Annotated in this window: 20 protein-coding genes; 11 read left to right on the top strand and 9 right to left on the bottom strand. The window is 67.6% G+C overall.

The genetic code is table 11. The annotated features are described in order from the left end of the window. The first annotated feature begins 66 nt into the window (after positions 1-66). The 3 genes from AUR65_RS04670 (at position 67) to AUR65_RS04680 (ending at position 2395) form a co-directional block, all read left to right on the top strand. Positions 67-762: a DUF4013 domain-containing protein gene (locus tag AUR65_RS04670; RefSeq protein WP_058568939.1), complete on the top strand. Its 696-nt coding sequence runs from the start codon at positions 67-69 to the stop codon at positions 760-762. A gap of 66 nt (positions 763-828) precedes the next feature. Then, positions 829-1899: an mRNA surveillance protein pelota gene (locus AUR65_RS04675; protein ID WP_058568940.1), complete on the top strand. Its 1071-nt coding sequence runs from the start codon at positions 829-831 to the stop codon at positions 1897-1899. A gap of 70 nt (positions 1900-1969) precedes the next feature. Continuing rightward, entirely contained in the window at positions 1970-2395 is a 426-nt protein-coding gene (locus AUR65_RS04680) for a hypothetical protein (protein WP_058568941.1), read from the top strand. Between the two features lie 15 nt (positions 2396-2410). On the opposite strand, the gene AUR65_RS04685 is transcribed toward AUR65_RS04680, so the two are convergent. Together AUR65_RS04685 and AUR65_RS04690 are read right to left on the bottom strand one after the other, a co-directional pair. Next, a complete protein-coding gene (locus AUR65_RS04685; protein WP_058568942.1) occupies positions 2411-3409 on the bottom strand; it encodes an ornithine cyclodeaminase family protein in 999 nt (332 codons plus the stop codon). A 72-nt stretch (positions 3410-3481) separates the two neighbouring features. Beyond that, on the bottom strand, positions 3482-3730 hold the full coding sequence (locus AUR65_RS04690; protein ID WP_007273297.1) for a hypothetical protein: 249 nt from the start codon (positions 3728-3730) through the stop codon (positions 3482-3484). Positions 3731-3958: 228 nt separating this feature from the next. Here AUR65_RS04690 and AUR65_RS04695 point away from each other — a divergent pair, with 228 nt between their 5' ends. Next, positions 3959-5329 (top strand): MFS transporter, encoded by a 1371-nt coding sequence (locus AUR65_RS04695; protein ID WP_058568943.1) that lies wholly within the window; start codon positions 3959-3961, stop codon positions 5327-5329. A 93-nt stretch (positions 5330-5422) separates the two neighbouring features. On the opposite strand, the gene AUR65_RS04700 is transcribed toward AUR65_RS04695, so the two are convergent. Then, the gene (locus tag AUR65_RS04700; RefSeq protein WP_058568944.1) at positions 5423-5839 is read right to left on the bottom strand and encodes a DUF3054 domain-containing protein; all 417 of its coding nucleotides are present in this window, start codon (positions 5837-5839) and stop codon (positions 5423-5425) included. 21 nt (positions 5840-5860) lie between these two features. After that, positions 5861-6442 (bottom strand): class I SAM-dependent methyltransferase, encoded by a 582-nt coding sequence (locus AUR65_RS04705; RefSeq protein ID WP_058569134.1) that lies wholly within the window; start codon positions 6440-6442, stop codon positions 5861-5863. A gap of 58 nt (positions 6443-6500) precedes the next feature. Here AUR65_RS04705 and AUR65_RS04710 point away from each other — a divergent pair, with 58 nt between their 5' ends. The 3 genes from AUR65_RS04710 to AUR65_RS04720 all read left to right on the top strand — a co-directional run bounded on the left by AUR65_RS04710 (position 6501) and on the right by AUR65_RS04720 (position 9563). After that, the gene (locus AUR65_RS04710) at positions 6501-7121 is read left to right on the top strand and encodes a GNAT family N-acetyltransferase (protein ID WP_058568945.1); all 621 of its coding nucleotides are present in this window, start codon (positions 6501-6503) and stop codon (positions 7119-7121) included. A gap of 27 nt (positions 7122-7148) precedes the next feature. After that, entirely contained in the window at positions 7149-8129 is a 981-nt protein-coding gene (gene fen, locus AUR65_RS04715; RefSeq protein ID WP_058568946.1) for a flap endonuclease-1, read from the top strand. 66 nt (positions 8130-8195) lie between these two features. Further along, entirely contained in the window at positions 8196-9563 is a 1368-nt protein-coding gene (locus AUR65_RS04720; protein WP_058568947.1) for a hypothetical protein, read from the top strand. 59 nt (positions 9564-9622) lie between these two features. Here the strand turns inward: AUR65_RS04720 and AUR65_RS04725 are convergent, their stop codons facing one another. Beyond that, positions 9623-10975: a class-III pyridoxal-phosphate-dependent aminotransferase gene (locus tag AUR65_RS04725; RefSeq protein ID WP_058568948.1), complete on the bottom strand. Its 1353-nt coding sequence runs from the start codon at positions 10973-10975 to the stop codon at positions 9623-9625. A gap of 221 nt (positions 10976-11196) precedes the next feature. On the opposite strand from AUR65_RS04725, the gene AUR65_RS04730 reads away from it, so the two are divergent. Beyond that, entirely contained in the window at positions 11197-12465 is a 1269-nt protein-coding gene (locus AUR65_RS04730) for an AI-2E family transporter (RefSeq protein ID WP_058569135.1), read from the top strand. A 14-nt stretch (positions 12466-12479) separates the two neighbouring features. Here the strand turns inward: AUR65_RS04730 and AUR65_RS04735 are convergent, their stop codons facing one another. After that, the gene (locus tag AUR65_RS04735) at positions 12480-12767 is read right to left on the bottom strand and encodes a PadR family transcriptional regulator (RefSeq protein ID WP_004044685.1); all 288 of its coding nucleotides are present in this window, start codon (positions 12765-12767) and stop codon (positions 12480-12482) included. 216 nt (positions 12768-12983) lie between these two features. Between AUR65_RS04735 and AUR65_RS04740 the strand changes: the two genes are divergently transcribed. After that, positions 12984-13265, top strand: coding sequence for an amphi-Trp domain-containing protein (locus AUR65_RS04740; RefSeq protein ID WP_058568949.1), 282 nt, complete (start codon positions 12984-12986; stop codon positions 13263-13265). A gap of 275 nt (positions 13266-13540) precedes the next feature. On the opposite strand, the gene AUR65_RS19875 is transcribed toward AUR65_RS04740, so the two are convergent. Next, positions 13541-13687, bottom strand: coding sequence for a hypothetical protein (locus AUR65_RS19875; protein WP_004061251.1), 147 nt, complete (start codon positions 13685-13687; stop codon positions 13541-13543). A 143-nt stretch (positions 13688-13830) separates the two neighbouring features. Between AUR65_RS19875 and AUR65_RS04745 the strand changes: the two genes are divergently transcribed. Continuing rightward, a complete protein-coding gene (locus AUR65_RS04745; protein ID WP_058568950.1) occupies positions 13831-14541 on the top strand; it encodes a DUF7117 family protein in 711 nt (236 codons plus the stop codon). A gap of 42 nt (positions 14542-14583) precedes the next feature. Then, positions 14584-14817, top strand: coding sequence for a DUF7385 family protein (locus tag AUR65_RS04750; RefSeq protein ID WP_058568951.1), 234 nt, complete (start codon positions 14584-14586; stop codon positions 14815-14817). A gap of 21 nt (positions 14818-14838) precedes the next feature. Here the strand turns inward: AUR65_RS04750 and AUR65_RS04755 are convergent, their stop codons facing one another. Together AUR65_RS04755 and folD are read right to left on the bottom strand one after the other, a co-directional pair. Further along, positions 14839-15351 carry an NUDIX hydrolase gene (locus AUR65_RS04755; RefSeq protein ID WP_058568952.1) on the bottom strand — a complete coding sequence of 171 codons (513 nt, stop codon included), beginning with the start codon at positions 15349-15351 and terminating at the stop codon, positions 14839-14841. Between the two features lie 15 nt (positions 15352-15366). Beyond that, positions 15367-16260, bottom strand: a complete 894-nt coding sequence (folD, locus tag AUR65_RS04760; protein WP_058568953.1) for a bifunctional methylenetetrahydrofolate dehydrogenase/methenyltetrahydrofolate cyclohydrolase FolD — start codon at positions 16258-16260, stop codon at positions 15367-15369. Positions 16261-16303: the final 43 nt, after the last annotated feature.

Consider the following 16303-nt stretch of genomic DNA (forward strand, 5'->3'; position numbering starts at 1 on the left):
CTATCAGCGAGAATTCGAATTTTCGACGGAATATCTAAGCCGGTAGCGGCGCGACACCCCAACGGTATGCTCTCCGACGCGCTGTGGTTTCTCAAGCGAAGCGACGACTGGGTTGCGACGACGATTATCGGCGGGGTTCTCTCGTTGCTCTCTGTGCTGATACTCCCGGGGATTATCCTGCAGGGCTACTTCGTCAGGGCGATGCAGGCGGCCGCGAACGGCGAGCGGGCCGCGCCCTCGTTCACGGACTGGGGCGGACTGTTCGTCGACGGCCTGAAACTGTTCGTGGTGACGTTCGTCTGGGCGTTGGTGGCCATCGTCCCGTCGATGCTGCTCTCGGTCATCATCGGCATCGGCACCTTCACCGTCTCCGAGGCGGCGACGGGGAGCGCGGCGGCGTCCTCCGCGGGCGGCGTCGGGCTCGGTATCGTCTCGGTCGTCCTCGGTCTCCTCGTGTTCGTACTCAGTTTACTCGCGGCCTACCTCGGGCCGGCCGCCGGGGCGAACTTCGCCATCGAGGGGAACCTCGCTGCCGGCTTCGACGTGCGCACTATCCTCTCGGGCGCGTTCACCGGCGAGTACGCCGTCGCGTGGTTGCTCGCGCTCGTCGTCGCGGTCGTGCTCGGCTTCATCGGGGGTCTCCTTTCGGTCATCGTCGTCGGGCTCTTCGTCCTGTTCTACGTGCAGGTGATAACGTACTACCTGTGGGCTCGCGGCTTCGCCGACGCCACCGGCAAGGGCCAGCAGTCGACTGGGTGGTAAGTCGACGGCGATTGCGGAGGACCGCGATAGCAGGACTCTTTTCCGTTCCCCGACGACCGGACGTGTATGCGCATTTCGAGCCGCGGTCGCGGCGAGGAGGGGCGCGAGCGAATCACGCTCGTCCCCGAGAACGTCGACGACCTCTGGCACCTCTCGTACGTCCTCGAACCGGGTGACCTCGTCTCCGGCGACACCACCCGCCGCATCCAGCGCGACGACGAGCAGATGCGGGACACCGGCGGCGAGCGCGAGCACCTCAACGTCACCATCGAGGTCGACGACGTGGAGTTCGCCCGCTTCGCCAACCGCCTCCGCGTCGGCGGCGTCATCGTCTCCTGTTCCCGCGAGGACCAACTCGGCCACCACCACACGCTCAACGTCGAGGAGCGCGCCGAGATAACCATCGAGAAGCACTTCAAGGCCGACCAGATAGACCGCATCGAGACGGCCGAACAGGCCGCCGAGAACCCCGACGTGGCCATCGCGACCGTCGAGGAGGGCGCGGCCTACATCCACACCGTCGCCCAGTACGGCACCGAGGAGTACGCCTCGCTCACGAAGCCGACCGGAAAGGGCGAGTACGCCCGCCCGCGGTCCGAACTGTTCGACGAACTCGGCTCCGCGCTGTCGCACCTCGAGGTGGACGCCATCATCCTCGCCGGGCCGGGCTTCACGAAGAACGACGCGATGGACTACTTCGAGAACAACTTCCCCGCGGTCGCAGAGACCATCGTCACGACCGTCGACACCGCCGGCGTCGGCGACCGCGGCGTCCACGAGGTGCTCAAGCGCGGCGCGGTCGACGACGTGCAGAAACAGACCCGCATCGCCGAGGAGGCCAACCTCATCGACGAACTGATGGAGAACATCTCGACGGGCGCGAAGGCGGCCTACGGCGTCGAACAGGTCGCGGAGGCCGCGGACTTCGGCGCGGTCGAACACCTGCTTCTCCTCGACTCCCGGCTCCGCGCGGAGCGACAGGGCGACGGCGACTGGGACGTGGACGTGAACGACATCATCGACTCGGTCGAACAGAAAGGCGGCGAGGTCACCGTCTTCTCCGCGGAGTTCCAGCCCGGCGAGCAGTTGAAGAACCTCGGGGGCATCGCGGCGGTCCTCCGGTACCGACTGCAGTAGACCACCTTCGCCGCCACCGCCGGAGAAACGGTTTAGCTTCCAGAGACCGACAGTTCACCGAGGGAAACGCGTGCTCTCGGAGACGACAAAGCGGGTCGACCGCTGGCTCGACCAGGTGTTTTTCGCCGCGTGGGAGGTGTCGGTACTGGCGATTCCGACCCTCTGGTTCCTGCTTTTCGCGACCCCGAGAGCCGAAGTGTCGCTGTCCGGCCTCACCGCTCTCGCGGCGAGCGCCGTCGCCGTCGGCACCTTCCGCGGGGGCTACGTCCGAACCGGGTCGTGGCCGCGGCCCGGCCACCTGCCGACGCTCCCGATTCGCTCGGCGTACTACAGCCTCGTCGTCGGCGGCACGGCCCTGCTCGGCGCGTTCGCGCAGACCGAACTGGGGTCGTTCTGGCCGGGCGTCGTCGTCCCGGCGGTCGTCGGCGTCGGGGCGCTGGCGCTCGTCCCGGTCGTCCTCGTCGGGACCGAGCGGGTCGCGCGGCTGACGATTTGACGGGCGCGCGGACGCTTACTGGCCGGTGAGCGACTCGCTCGCCGGCGAGAAGTCGATGGTCGTCCCGAGCCCCTCGTCGCGCGCCTTCTCGTAGAGCATGTGCGCCGCGGCGACCGTCTCGATGCCCGTGCCGCCGCTGTCGAAGACGGTTATCTCCTCGTCGTCCTCGCGCCCGGCGGCGACGCCGGCGACGACCTCGCCGAGTTCGGCGTGGATGTGGTCTTCGTCCACGACGCCGGCCTCGACGGCGGCGAGGAACGACCCGGCGTCCATCGTGGCGCGCTCGCGGAGGTCGGGGACGTACGTCGCGCGCTCGATGGTCGTCTCGTCGAGTTCGCGCTTTTCGGGGTGGTACTGGCCCATCGCGGTGACGTGCGTGCCGGGTTCGAGCAGGTCGCCGTCGAACACCGGGTCCGTGGCGGTCGTGGCCGTGACGACGATGTCCGCGCCCTCGACGGCCGCGGCGCTGGAGGCGACGGCGGCGACGCTGGCGTCGAGCGTGCGGTCCATCTCGCCCGCGAACGACTCGCGGCTCTCTTTCGTCGGCGAGTAGACCCAGACCGTGTCGAGGTCGCGGACGGTCGCGGCGGCTCGAAGCTGGCCGCGGGCCTGCGCGCCGCTCCCGATGAGTGCGAGCGTTGAGGCGTCTTCCCGGGCGAGCGCGTCGACCGCGACACCCCCGGCCGCGCCGGTCTTGAAGGGGTTCATGCTCGCGCCGTCGAGGAGCGCGAGCGGCTCGCCGCTCTCGGCGTCGAAAAGCGGCGTCATGAACCACGCGTCCTCCGCGCCGAAGCCGGCGGAGTACATGTACCCGCCCATCGCGCCCGTCTCGGGGAGCACGGCCGCGTAGGAGGTGAGCATGCCCGGCGGCTCGCGGTTGAACAGCTTCGTCCGCGGCTCGGCCGGCGCGCCCTCACCGCGCTGTCTGTAGCCCTCGCGGACGGCCTCGACGTACTCGGCCGGCGTCGCCAGTCCGCTAACCTCGTCGCTCGTGAGGAACAACGTCGCTGTCATGGTCGGAAAAACGAGACCTGCGGTCAAAACCCTGCGGGCCGGCGAACCGGCCAGGCGGGCGTGCGATGGGGATTAGTCGGCGTCGAGGACCGACGGAGAAGGCGCGTCAGCAGCGTTGGGACCGGCGTGTTCGTCGAATCGAGAGGGGGACGGCGACGAGGGCCCGTTCACGAAGAGCGCGTGGCCGGTGAGGAGCGCGGCCACGCCCGCGGCCATCGGCACTGCCGTGGTCAACTGCAACCCGGCGACGGTAAGCGTGCCGGTGATGCCGAGGAGTGCGAGCGGGATGAGCCCAAGAATGTAGTCGTAATATCCGGTCATAATATGTACCATACTACGGACGTAAGTGGTATAATTCTTTCCCATAGATGACTGATACTGTTTTCGTGGGTTCTGTATAACGTTCTCATAACTTATGAGTCGATAACCGCTGGACGGCATCGGGTACGTCGGTCGCTGAGAACATCACAAATCCGATACTGTGGGTTGTGCCTCCCGCTCGAACAGTCGGGTCGGGGCTCGCGTCGTCTGCCGGAACTCCACACGGTTATGGGAGTCGGTGCCGTGGCCGGAGACGTGAACCGTAACGACCGCTCCATCGTCGCGCTGGTGATGCTCGCCCACGGGATGGTCCACACGTACGAGCTGTCCATCCCCATCTTCGTGGCCATCTGGCTCGGGGAGTTCGCGAGCATCGACCTCGGTCTCGCGACGGTTCCCGTCACGACGGCCTCGCTGGGCGTCATGACCGGCCTCGGCTTCGCGCTGTTCGGGCTCGGGGCGCTCCCCGGCGGCATCCTCGTCGACCGCGTCGGCTCCAAGCGCCTCATCGTCGCCTGTCTCCTCGGGATGGCGGGGTCGTTCGTCCTGCTCGCGCTGTCGCCGAACCTCGTCGTCGTCGCCCTCGCGCTCGTCGTCTGGGGTGCCGCGGCCAGCGTCTACCACCCCGCTGGACTCCGACTCATCAGCACCGGCGTCGAGGAACGCGGAACCGGCTTCGCGTACCACGGCATCGCCGGCAACCTCGGCATCGGTTTCGGGCCCTTCCTCACCGCGCTCCTGCTCTTGTTCTTCGACTGGCACCTCGTCGCCGGCGTGCTCGCGCTCCCGGCGCTCGCGGCGGCCGCGCTCGCCACCCGCGCCAACTTCGAAGAGCAGGCGGCGGTCACCGCGACCGACGGCGGTGAGGTGGGCGACACCGACGACGACGGTGACGCCGGGGGCGACAGCAAGGCCGGCGCGGGCGTCTCCTCGTTCGCGGAACTGGTCTCGCAGTCGAAGCACCTCTTCGCCGGCGGATTTGCGCTCGTCTTCGCGCTCGTGATGTTCTCCGGGCTCTACTACCGCGGCGTCACGACGTTCCTGCCGGACCTCCTCGGCTCGGTCATCGGCATCGAGCCGATTCCGGTCTCGGCGCTCCTCCCCGCCGCCCTCGCGTCCGGGTCGGCCGGGGGCGCGCCGACGCTCGACGTGGAATTGTTCGTCTACGCCGGCCTCCTGACGGTCGGCGTCTTCGGGCAGTACGTCGGCGGCAAACTCACAGACCGCATCAGGACCGAACGCGGCATCGTCGCCGGCTTCGGCGCGCTCGCCGTCATCGCCGTCGCGTTCCTTCCCGTGGCGAGCCTCGGTGTGGTCCCGCTTCTCGCCATCTGTGCGCTCCTCGGCTTCTTCCTGTTCATGGTCCAGCCGTTCTACCAGGCGACCGTCGCGGAGTACACGCCCGCCGGTCTACGGGGGCTCTCGTACGGGTTCACCTATCTCGGCGTGTTCGGCGTCGGCGCACTCGGCGGTGCCATCGCCGGCTACATCCTCACCGTCGCCGACTCGACGGCGCTGTTCGTGGTCCTCGCCGGGTTCGCGGCGGCCGCGACGCTCCTCGGCGTGACGCTGTTGCGACGGCGGCCGACGCCCGCCTGACTCCGGGACGGTCGGGGACAGGCGCGGACGGCGGCAGAAAATACGGTTTCGGTCAGTTCTTCGGTTCGGTTCGCGGGGGGCGGTGTTCGACGCTCAGACGAGTTTGAAGTACAGCGTCCGCCAGACGCCGAGCGCGACGGAGCCGAGCACCAGCATGACCGCGACGAACGTGAGTTCGACGCCGCCTTCGAAAAGCGGCGTCCAGCGAATCGCCATGCCGATGACGGTCGCCGCGAGCCACGAGCGGATTCCGAGCGGGACGGCCGACTTCGCCGACTCGGCCGCGCCGGGCGAGTACGCGCCCAACAGCGGGGCGGTGACGAGCCATCCGATGAGGAACGGGACCGCGGTGAGTACCCACCCGACCGGGTCGGCCGAGAGGTACGACACCCCGTTGTGCTGAACCACGCCGACGGTGACGAGGAGGAAGATGGCGAGCACGTCGCCCACGGCGATGGGTAACGCGCCGGCATCGAGTCGCTCCTCTAAGAACGAAGTCGAGGTTGCCATAGGCGAGGATTCGTCGCCCCCCTAATGGCTTTCCCGCTTTTTTCCGACCACCGTGTACTCGAAGCCGCGTTCGACCACGTCGGCCTCGAACCCGACGCGTTCGAGAAAGCGCACGAGTTCGTCGGGCGCGGCGAACGCCGACCCGAAGCCGACGACCCGCTCGGCGGCGACCAGCCCCCGCCCGAGGAGCGTTTCGGGGTCGAACTCGTTGACGGCGAAGACCCCGCCGGGCGCGAGGACGCGGAAGACCTCCTCGGCGACGCCTCGCTGGTTCGGCATGTGGTGGAAGGCGTCCACGACGGTCACGGCGTCGAGGGAGTCGTCGGCGAAGGGCAGTTCCCGGGCGTCGCCGCGGACGCAGTCGAGGCCCCGCTCGCGCGCCCGGCGGAGCATCCCGGCCGAGCGGTCGAGGACGATTCGCTCGGGAACGTCGAGCGCGAGGGTCCCCCGCCCGGACCCGCCGCCGATATCGACGACGCGCTCGACATCCCGGTTGGCGCGGTCGAGAGCCGTGCCGAGCGCGCCGGGGTCGGCGGGCGGCATCACGAGGTCGTAGACGGGTGCGAAGCGGTCGAAGAACCGAACGTCGCCTGCGCCGTGCATATCCGACTCCACGCCCCCGCCGGGGAAGGTTCTTGCGCGCGGCGGTCCCATCTCGGCCATGGAGTTCGACCTGCTCGGGTGGCCCGAAGACGGGCCGCGGCTCCGCCTCGACTACCGGCGGTTCGCCTACGCGGGAAAGTTCGTCACCGCGGCGACGGGCAAGACGGTCCTCCGCGACCCCGACGAGTCCCTGCCGCCCCTCGACGACGACCGACCCGCGCCGACCGGCGGCCCCGACTCCCTGCCGTCGCTGGCCGAGGACGTGGTCGCCGCGGTCGCGTTCAACGAGGACCGGACGGACCCGACGACGCTCTGGCTCCGGTACGTCACGGTCCGGCGGGACCGCCGGGGCGACGGACTCGGCCCCGACCTCCTCCGCCGGACCTGCGAGGCCGCCGCCGACCGCGGCTACGAGACGGTCCGCATCGCCGCGAACAACCCCTTCGCCTACGAGGCGTGCCACAAGGCCGGGTTCGGCTTCACGGGCCGCGAGACGGGCGTCGCCGAGTTGGTGCTGGAGCGCCCCGCCGGCGCGCCCGCCGCGGTCTCCCGCGAGACGTACCAGTCGGGACTCGACCGCTACCGCGCCCGGGACCTCGGCGACCCAGAGCGGACGTTCCTCGCGGCGCGCGAGGGGGCGGAGCCGCCCGGAGCCGACGGCGTTCACTCGGACGATTGAAACCCTCGGCCCCCGAAGGCCGAGCAAATGGGAAACGCAGACCTGCGGACGCTCGCCGCGCTTTCCGAGGTGTCGTTCGACGAGGTGGCCGGGAGCGTCGTCGCCGTGGACGCCCACAACTGGCTGTACCGCTATCTCACGACGACAGTCAAGTGGACGAGTTCGGAGAAGTACACGACGAGCGAGGGCGAGGAGGTCGCCAATCTCGTCGGCATCGTCCAGGGGCTCCCCAAGTTCTTCGAACACGACCTAACGCCCGTCTTCGTCTTCGACGGCGGCGTCACCGAGATGAAAGACGACGAGGTGGCGAAGCGCCGCGAACAGCGCGAGAAGGCCGAAGAGCGGCTCGAAGCGGCTCGTGAGGCGGGCGACGCGGTCGAAGCCGCCCGGATGGAAGCCCGGACCCAGCGGCTCACCGAGACGATTCAGGACACCAGCCGCGAACTCCTCTCGCTGCTCGACGTGCCGGTGGTCGAAGCGCCCGCCGAGGGCGAGGCACAGGCGTCCTACATGGCCCGCAAGGGCGACGCCGACTACGTGGGGAGCGAGGACTACGACACCCTCCTGTTCGGCGCGCCCTACACGCTCCGACAGCTCACGAGCAAGGGCGACCCCGAGCTGATGGACCTCGACGCGACGCTCGACAAACACGACATCACCTACGAGCAACTCGTCGACATCGCCATGCTCTGCGGGACCGACTTCAACGAGGGCATCACCGGAATCGGACCGAAGACGGCCGTGAAAGTCGTCACGGAACACGGCGACCTCTGGTCGGTCCTCGAAGCCCGCGGCGACACCATCCCCAACGCCGACCGGGTGCGGGAGTTCTTCTTGGACCCGCCGGTCACCGACGACTACGACTACGACACGGACATCGACCCGGACGTGGCCGCCGCCCGCGAGTTCGTCACCGAGACGTGGGAGGTCGACCCCGAGGAGATCCGCCGCGGCTTCGAGCGCATCGAGGAGTCGGTCACGCAGACCGGTCTCGACCGCTGGACGTAGGCCGCGTTCGCACCGAGACAACAATCCGCCGACACGTTTACACGGACTGGTTCGGAACTCCGGCGTGTGTCCCCCGACGACGCCCCTCCCACAGACGATTCTCCCTCCGACGAACCCTCCTCGCTCTCGCGTCGCCAACTGCTCGGCCTCGTCGGCGGCGCGGGCGCGGTCGGTAGTATCGGCTGGTTCAGGCCGACGTGGCTCCCCGACCCGATTACCGACTGGCTGACGACGCTGTATCCCAATCCGCCGGCACACGTGTGGCGGCCGACAGTCTCCGACGCGCACGCCGACGAAGCGGTCGCCCGACTCGAACGGACCGTCGAGCGGGCGCAGACGCTCAAACCGAGGGTCGATACCGACTCGGTTCCGCGGGAGTTGGAGTTTTCGTTCAACCACCGCGACCCTTCCGGCGGGTGGCTTGAGTCGGCCCAATCGGCGTCCGACCCGCACAAGCGCGTGCAGTACGCACTTATGGGGATGTCCTTCGCGGGTGAGGCCGTCGGTGCCGCGACGTACCTCCTCGACGAGGCCGACCCGGAACGACTGGCCGAACGCGGGGGGTCAATCCGGTCGAGCGCCGGAGCCGTCCTCGACTCAGTCGGCGACTACGCCGTCTCGGACCCCTCCCGCGACCTCGCGTATCTGTATTTCGTCGAGCGCGAACTCGCGTTCGCCCGGTTCAACTCGCGGTACCGAGAGCGGTTCGCCGGCGAGACGACGACCGCCAGCGACGACTTCACCGCTAGCGCCGTCGCGGACGCGCACGCGTCCTACCTGCAGGCCGAACAGCGCCTCGCCAACGCCCGATACTACCGCGACCGCTACCGCGATGGGCTCGGCGACGAGACGCGCTCGTACGCGGACGTCCTTGACTCGGCGCTGACGACGCTCACCGAGTCGATAGCGACGTTTCCGACGGCAAGTGAGATGCGGGACCGACTCAGCGACGAGTACGACTCCGCCCGACAGACGCCGTACGGCGCGGCCCGTTGGGAACTTCTCACGATATGTTTCGACAGCGACTACCGGCTCAACTACGGCCCCGACGGGCACCGACACGGCCACACCGTCCAGCAGGTCGTCGAGGCGGCCATCGCCCTCCTCGGGAGGCGCGGCCACGAGTTCGCCCTCGACGAACTCGGCGTCTCACCCGGCGAGACCGGCTACGACTCCGGTCGGACGTTCCGAGCGAAGCGAAGCGCAGTCCGTCGGTTCCGGTCGGTCAGAGACACATACGACTCGCCGTTCGCGGGCGTACTCGCGCAGGAGGCGGCGAACCTGATTTACTCCGGCGAAGTCGGCATCGAGTTGGCTGACGGAACGTTCCCGATGTGGCGAAACCGCGTGGACGCGACGACGTACTACCTCGTCGGCGAGGGCGAGATGCGCGAACTCGACGAGGTGTACGGGACGGTTATCGACGACTTCTGACGCGACACACGCGGGCGGAGAACGTGACGCCGAGACGACCGCTTGTGGCAGCCCCTCGACTACGACACGTCTTCGATGGCGTCCAACAGCATCGTCGCGCCGAGGTCAATTTCGCGGTCGGTCACGTCGAGCGGCGGGAGGATTCGAAGCACCTTGTAGCCGCACGAGAGGGTGAGCAGGCCGCGTTTGAGGGCGGCTTCCTGCACGGCGTCGCGGCGTTCTTTGGTGTCGAACTCGACGGCGAGAAGCAGACCTTTGCCGCGCACGTCGACGACGCTGTCGGGCGCGTCGTCGCGCATCCGCTCGGTGAACTGCCGGCCGCGGGCGACGGCGTTGTCGAGCAGGTCGTACTCCTCGATGGCTTCGAGCGTGAACACGCCCTGCATCGAGGAGACGATGTCGCCAGCGCCCCACGTCGAGGAGAGCCGCGAGGTCTCGTCGGGGAATATCTCGTCGTTCGAGACGGTCGCGCCGACGCGGAGGCCCTTCGCGCCGGTGATGATGTCGGGTTCCAGCGGGTAGTGGTCGGAGCCCCACATCTCGCCGGTGCGGCCGACGCCGGTCTGAATCTCGTCGGCGATGAGCGTCAGGTCGTAGTCGTCGACGACGGCGGCGAGTTCCTCGGCGAAGGCGTCCGACGGGAAGCGGTAGCCGCCCTCTCCCTGTATCGGTTCGACGATGACGTAAGCGACCTCGTCGGCGTCGATGTGGCCCTTCTTGGGGTGGAGCTTCTGCCGGAGTTTGGAGACGGCGGAGTCGGCGTCGGGGAAGAAGCCGCAGGAACACGTCTCGGGCGAGCAGGTCCGGTCGTCGCAGAACGGCACGTCGAGGACGCCCGAAATCTCGGGGAACTTGCGGCGGTAGACGGACTTCGAGCGGTTGAGCGAGAGCGCGCCGAGGGTGCGGCCGTGGAACGCGCCCTCGAAGGTGACGCCGTACTTCGCGCCGTCGGCGTGGTCGTAGGCGATTTTGATGGCGTTCTCGACGGCCTCGGCCCCGGAGTTCGACAGGAACACCGTGTCCATCCCGTAGTGACTCGTGAGGTCGGTCAGTTTGTCCATGAGCGCGGCGGGGCCGGGGAGTCGCTCCTCGCCGGGCGCGGAGCCGTCGCTGACGTAGAAGTCCTGCCCGGCGATTTTCGTCGGGTCGACGAGGTCGAACTCGGCCATGCGGTCCATGAGCTTCGGGTTGTTGTAGCCGAGCGGGGCGGCCGCGACGTGGCTCGTGAAATCGAGGAGGACGTTGCCGTCGACGTCGGTGCAGAAGGGGCCTTCGGACTCCGCCGTGATGTCCCAGACGAAGTCGTAGACGTACGTGCTCGGCGCGGCGTGTTCGTGGTGGTACTCCACCCACTCGCGCGCTTTCTCGCCGGGCATCGAATCGACGCGTGGCACCGCCGTCTCTCGGTCCATGCGGCTCGGTACGAAGACCCGTGTGTTAAGATATTCGTTATTAATGGTGCAATATCAGCCGGGCCGCGGTCCAGTCGGTCGGTTTTACCCCGCGAACGGAGGGGTTCGTCGGCCGAACGTGACGGTAGCGCGTCGTGACCTGTCGCTCCCGCGATAGGCTTTTGACGCCTCCGCGTCCGTGGTTGGGTATGGCTCTCCCCGACATTCAGCGCTCCCGGGCGATGTGGTGGGCGCTCGCGTTGGTCCTCGCGGGCGCGCTCACCTACGTCGTCTACTCTTTCATCGGGACGTTCGTCTTCGGTCTCTTCATCTACTACGCCACGCGGCCCATCTACCGGCGGATTCGCCGCCGGGTGAAGCCCCCGAGCCTCGCGGCCGCCGTGGCGCTTTTCGCCCTCGCACTGCCCGTGCTCGGCCTCGTCGTCTACGCCGCGACCATCGCGCTCCGCGAGTTCCTGCGGTACGCCGACCAACTCTCCTCCGACGAGGTGCCCATCGACCTCGAGGCCTACGGCATCGACCCGACCCTGCTGGAGGGAATCGCCAGCCCGCAGGCGCTGTTGGAGTACGACTTCCGCTCGGTGCTGACGCCCGAGGCGGTCGGGTCGGTGTTCGACTCGCTGAGCGTCGCCGCCAACACCTTCGCCTTCCTCGGCGTCGGCGCGATTCACCTGTTCGTCATGATCGCGTTCGCGTTCTACCTCCTCCGCGACGGCCACCGACTCCGCCGGTGGGGCCAGTCGATGTTCGCCGACGACCACGGCATCCTCGAAGCCTACATGCGCGGCGTGGACCGCGACTTCAACAACATCTTCTTCGGCAACATCCTGAACGCCATCCTCACGGGCACCATCGGCGTCATCGCGTACTCGCTTTTGAACGTCCTCGCGCCGATGGGCGTCCGCATCCCCGCGCCGGCGCTCATCGGCCTGCTCGCGGGCGTCGCCAGCCTCATTCCCGTCGTCGGCATGAAGCTCGTCTACGTCCCCGTCGCACTCTACATGGGGGCCGAAGCCGCGGTCGCCAACCCGCCGGGCTTCTGGTTCGTCCTGCTCTTCGCCGCCGTCTCGTTCGTCATCGTGGACACGATTCCCGACCTCGTGCTCCGGCCGTACGTCTCCGGTCGGAGCCTCCACGTCGGGGCCGTGATGCTCGCCTACACGTTCGGTCCGCTTCTGTTCGGCTGGTACGGCATCTTCCTCATGCCGATGATACTCGTGTTGTTCGTGAACTTCGTCCGGCTCGTCCTGCCGGAGCTACTGGCCGGCAAGCCGATTCGGCCGTACATGGTGGACCCGGCGCACCTGGTGGACGGTCCGCCGGTCGAGGAGCTAACCGCTGACGAGGCGGACGACGCGCCGCGAGAAACAGCCGAAACCGAACGGTCCTCGGAGGGCGAATCGGACGTTCCGGAGACGTTTACCGACCGAGACGAGACGAGGTCAAGTCGAGACTCACGGTCGCCGTCCGACGCCGGCGTGGACGGGTAGCCCGAGTCGTTCGTTCACGCTTCGAAGTCTTCGGGGACGTACTCCGCTTCCCACTCGTCGCGGGCCTTGATTTCGCGGCGACCGCGGCGGGTGAGCGTGTAGTAGTTGGTCCGGCGGTCGCGCTGGCCCTTGTCGACCAGCCCCTTCTCGACGAGCGTGTCGAGGTTGGGGTAGAGCCGTCCGTGGTGAATCTCCTTTTCGTAGTAGGCTTCGAGTTCTTCTTTGATGGCGAGTCCGTGCGGCTCTTCGAGACCCGCGATGACGTACAGCAGGTCTCGCTGGAATCCTGTCAGGTCGTACATCGGTAAATTCGACTCGTATGTTACTGTCTAATTCAGATAAGCATATCGGCCTCGACCGACGATTCTCCCTCGAAAACGCGCCTGTCTCCGAAATCTCACGGCCGCGGTTATGTTGTTCAAATTACTAATCTGTCGAGGTGTCCGTTTCGGTGACCGGATATGTCCACAACTGGACGACTCGCGTGGTTTATGCGAGATGAGTGGTTATTGTTATCAATGAGCATGGATTGGTTGTTCGAAACGGAAATCAGAGACGGCCGGGGCGGTGTCGCCGCCTTCCTCAGAAACGTCGCCGACAGGCTCGAAAACGGAACGGTGGAGTTCTCGGACGGGGACGAGGACGTTTCGCTGCCGGTTCCAGAGAACCTCGAACTCGCCGTGCGCGTCGCTCGCGGGGGCGACGCCGACAGCGACGCCAGCGATGCCGACAGACCGACCGGTCCGGACGATAGCCAGCGGGTACAGTTAGAACTCAGTTGGGACGCCAACGCGACGTAGCCGAACCTGTCGCTCTCGGGTCGTAGATTCGCGCAGAAGGAAAGCAAGCCGTGCCGGAAATCTCCGGCACGGCATGCCGCCCTGAATTGGTCCCCGCTGACGCTTCGGCCCTCCAAAGCGAAGCGTCACTATCGGCTACTGTTCGGTTTCACTTAAAGATAACGACGCGTGCCAAACATTGACAACGCGGCAAACAGTCCGGCTGAGTGGCATGCACGCGCCGAATTCCGGAATCTCGGCGATTTCGCTCGACTCTGCAATTTATGTTAGGTAAATCACATGTGTTCCTCTTCCAGCACCCAGCCGAGCGCCCGCTTGTAGTGCGTCATGAGCTTTCTGACCCCTTCGTGTCGCATCTCCTCGGAGTCGAGTTCGTCCTTCAGGAACTCGTACTGCTCTCGGACCTCGGATTCGCTTCGCATGCGTCGATGGTGGGTCGCCGAACGTATGTAGCCCGGCGGTCGTCTCGGCTGGCGACCGCTCGCTGGCGCGTCACCCCGTCGTGGGCCAGACTCCCTCGCGTCGGGTCGCCGTGCTTTTGCGCCGTCGGGGCGAACCCAGTCGCATGGAGATACGCGGCGAGCGCGAGTGCAAGGAGTGCGACCACCGATGGTCGTACTACGAGACGGGAAGCGTATCGTGCCCGCAGTGCGGGAGCCTCCGGAGCGTCGGCGTCGGCGACAGAGCGCGCCACACCGCCATGCAGGTCGACCTCGACCTCTCGGCGCACCGCTCCGCAGTCGGCGACGGGTCGATTCGGGACGCCGCCCCGGCGTTGAAGTCCGACCTCCGCGACTACATTCGGAAGACGGGCTACATCCGCGGGGGCGAACTGCTCCCCCTCGAAGACACCCCGCTCGCGGCCCACGAACTCCTCCACGCGGTCGACGTGGTCGCCCGGTCGAACCGACCCACGGACGACGAACAGCTCTACGTCATCACCCTGCTCCGCCGCGCCGACGAGGGAGAGCGCCCCGACACCGACGCCGTGCCCGACTCGATGACTGACGCCCGCGGCCTCGCCTACGCCGAGGCCATCGACGCCTACTGCCGCGACCTCTCGACGTGGCTCGACGACAACCCGAACCCCGAGGTCAGAACGACGCTCGAAACCCTCTCGAACCACCGCAAGCGCGTCGAAGCGCTCGCCGGGGCCGTCTCCCTTTCGGAATCAGAGTCGCTCGTCGAGGCCGCCCGCGAACTTCACACCGCGCTCGTCGACGACGACCTCGACGCGCTCGCGTCGGCCCGCGACACCCTCGCGGCGCTGTTCTGACGCCACCGAACGTTTTTGCCCCGCGGCCACCCTTCGCCGACGATGACTGCCGGATTCGATATCCACGAGGTGCGCCACCGGGTGAAACTGCTCCGCGACGACGGCGAGACCACGCTCATCGAAAACCGCGACGGCGTGGCCTGTCCGGCCTGCGGCGACGACTTCTCGCAACTGCTCATCTCCGACCGGACTGCGCACAGTTTCGACGTGGACGCCGGCACCCGCTTTTGCGTCCGGCGGGACGGTGACCGGCTACTCGTGGCGACTCACGAGTGAGAGAAGGCGGTCGGACGCGCGTCAGCGCCCGAGGAGGAACCGAAGCAGTTCGCGGTCCAGCGTGTCTTCGGGGAGCGTCTCGAACCACGACACGTCGGCGATGGACTCGTCTTCGAGGCCGGGGTCGTCCGTGAGGTCGCCCGCGACGGTCGCCTCGTAAATCGCGAACCGAAAGCTCGCGGCGTCGTCGCCGTGGTGAAACGACTGTTCGGTGACGACCCGGAGCGTGCCCACGTCGGCGTCGAGGCCGGTCTCCTCGGCGACCTCGCGGACCAGCGCCTCGCGTCTCGACTCGCCGGCTTCGACCCCGCCGCCGGGGAGGACCCACTCGCCGTCCTGTCGGACGAGAAGCACCGCGCCGTCGTGTTCGCGCTCGCAGAGCGCGCCGACGCCCCAGTCGAGGCCGTCTTCGATGCGCTCGACCGCGCGGGCGAACGCCTCGGCGTCGAGGTCGCGGCGGTTGCGACGCCGGATGACGCCGTCGGGGTCGTACGCCCACTCGCCGTCGATACCGGCGTCTGGCGGGGGACTCACAGTTTTCGACCCGACTCAGGGGAGGTCCACGTCGACGCCCTCGGCCTCGGCGGCGGCCTTCACGGTGTTCCAGAGGAGCATCGCGCGGGTCATCGGGCCGACGCCGCCGGGGACGGGCGTGATGGCGCTGGCCTTCTCCTTTGCGGACTCGAACTCCACGTCGCCGACGAGTTCGTAGCCCTTCTCGTTGTCCGCGTCGACGCGGTTGACGCCCACGTCGATGACGACGACGCCCTCGGAGAGCATGTCGCCGGTGACGAGTTCGGGGACGCCCGCGGCGGCGACGACGATGTCGGCCTCGCGGGTCTTCGCGGCGAGGTCGTCCGTGCGCGAGTGGCAGACCGTGACCGTGGCGTTGCCGCCTTCGGCCTTCTGGATGAGCAGGTTCGCCATCGGCTTGCCGACGATGTCCGAGCGGCCGACGACGACCACGTCAGCGCCCTCGGTCTCCACGTCGGCGGCGTCGAGGAGCTTCTGGACGCCGTGGGGCGTACAGGGCTTGAAGCGGGCGTCGCCGGCGACGAGGCGACCCACGTTCTCGGGGTGGAAGCCGTCGACGTCCTTGGCGGGGTCGATGCGGCGGAGGACCGTCCGGTCGTCGACGTGGTCGGGGACGGGCATCTGGACGAGGATGCCGTGGACCTCGTCGTCGTCGTTGAGGTCGTCGACGAGCGAGTATAGTTCGTCGGCGGGCGTCTCGGGGTCGAGTTCGTAGTCGAACGCCTCGATGCCGACTTCCTCGCAGTCGCGCTGTTTCATCGAGACGTACGTCTCGCTGGCGGGGTCGTCGCTCATCAGCACGGTGGCGAGACCCGGTTTCACGCCGGCTTCGTCGAGAGCGTCGATGGCGTCGGCCAGCCCGTCTCGAATCTCCTCGGCGACGGCGTTGCCGTCGATGATGGTCGTCATTGTCTCAGACAGCGCGCCGCGACCATTTCAAAGATTCGGATTC

Origin of the sequence: Haloferax marisrubri (assembly GCF_001469875.2) — an archaeon.
Lineage (GTDB): Archaea > Halobacteriota > Halobacteria > Halobacteriales > Haloferacaceae > Haloferax > Haloferax marisrubri.